The 1,898-nt window shown below is 59.4% G+C and carries 1 protein-coding gene; it reads right to left on the reverse strand.

From position 1 onward, the window contains the following. Window positions 1–74: 74 nt before the first annotated feature. Entirely contained in the window at window positions 75–1,466 is a 1,392-nt protein-coding gene (gene ltrA / locus KVP70_RS32970; protein ID WP_255575884.1) for a group II intron reverse transcriptase/maturase, read from the reverse strand. Window positions 1,467–1,898 lie beyond the last annotated feature (432 nt).

The raw sequence follows: 1,898 nt of genomic DNA on the forward strand, positions 1-1,898 counted from the left end.
ATCGAGTAGGGGGTGAAGTTGCCCTCACCGCCCTCTCACACCACCGTACATGCGGTTCCGCATACGGCGGTTCATTAAACAAACTGGAAACGCCGCTGAGTGTCCAGCAGCGAAACCAACCCTAATACGTCAAACAGGCTTTTCGGGTAGGCCGCGTTCATATGGCTTGCTCCGGCGTTCCACCATGGGCCACGTCCGTTGCTTGCCGATTTCCATGCCCGCGTCCCGTCCAGCCCTCGGGCCTGCAACCGCTTGTTGCGGGTGGCCGGACGCTTCCATTGCCGCCATAGCAGGCAGCGCAGTTTGCGCCGTATCCATCCGTCCACATCCTGCAACACACCTTTCACCTCGGTCAAGCGGAAGTACGAGATCCATCCGCGTAGCACCGGATTGAGCGCCTCTATCGTATTGGTGAGGCTGCGCGAGGCATTCCCCACCACGATATCGCGCACCTTCTCCCTCAACCGCGTCAGACTGTTTTCCGCAATCTTCAGGCGCGCTTGCTTGTGCCATGTGAAGCTGTATCCCAGAAACTTGCGCTCCCAAGGCCGTGCGACGGCGCTTTTGTCCCGATTAACCCGGAGCTTGAGTGTCCGCTCCAGATAGCCGGTAATCGCCTCCATCGCATGTTGCCCCGCCGCCTTGCTTCCGACATAGATGTTACAGTCGTCGGCATAACGGCAGAACCGGTGTCCACGACGCTCCAATTCGCGGTCCAAATCCGTCAGCAGGATATTTGACAGTAGCGGGCTGAGCGGGCCACCTTGTGGCGTGCCTTCCGTCCTCGCACTGACGATCCCTTCCGACATCATGCCCGCTTCGAGGTAGCGTCGTATCAGTTTCAACACCCGCTCGTCCCCGACCTTGCGGGCTACCCGCGACATCAGGATGTCGTGGTTCACTCGGTCGAAGAATTTCTCCAGATCCAGATCGACCACCCAGCGGCGGCCTTCCCGGATATAACCTTGCGCCCCTTGCACCGCTTGCCACGCATTGCGGCCCGGTCGGAACCCGTAACTATGGTCGGAAAATTCGGGGTCAAATACTGGTTGCAGTACTTGCAGCAGCGCCTGTTGGATCAGTCGGTCCACCACCGTTGGTATCCCCAGTGTCCTGACCCCGCCGTTAGGCTTGGGTATCTCCACTTTACGAATCGCCGCCGGCATGTAATCGCCCGCCAACAAGGCCGCTCTGACGCTCGGCCAGTGTTGTTGCAGCCATGCCTTGAACTCTTCCACGGTGAGTCCATCGACTCCGGCCGCGCCCTTGTTCCGCATGACCCGCTCATACGCTTGCCACAGGTTGTTACGTTCCACCACGGCGTCCATCTGCCGTAATTCTTCCGCTTTCGTTTGCCCATTCGCCGCCGTGCCTACCTCGGCACCCAGTATGGCCCGCGACGACATCCGGTCGTCTTCCTCCATATCGGGCGCAGTTGCCTGCCTTGTTGCGTCATCGATTTGCATCGAGGTCAAATGTCCTAATCGCGTTGTTCAATGTTCAGGCCTTCAGTCAGGCTCTCTTCGGCTCACCGCCTTGGCCTTGACCTACTATGCCATCTGCTGACTTCTGCACACGCATCCCGACATCTCTCGATGTCAGTAGCACCGAGGCACACATGCAGATCTCCCCGGGTATGGCGCACCCACCTTCACGCTTATGCCCGTCGAATATACGCCGCAGCCTTCCGTGCAAGTATTGGACTTTGGCGGTATATGACACCTCATCCGGCTGCGTCGCCTCGTATCCGCTTCCTGTTCGTCAGGCCAGCGCTTTGCCTTCGGCTTCCTCCAGATTCGCGGTCGCCCGCGACACCCTTGCCGTTCAGCTAACTCTTCCCCTCGCCGGGCGAGTAGAGGACTTTCACCTCCAAGTGAGTGCGCCCTGCCGGGCGCACA

The organism is Duganella violaceipulchra (genome assembly GCF_019166075.1).
Lineage (GTDB): Bacteria > Pseudomonadota > Gammaproteobacteria > Burkholderiales > Burkholderiaceae_D > Rugamonas > Rugamonas violaceipulchra.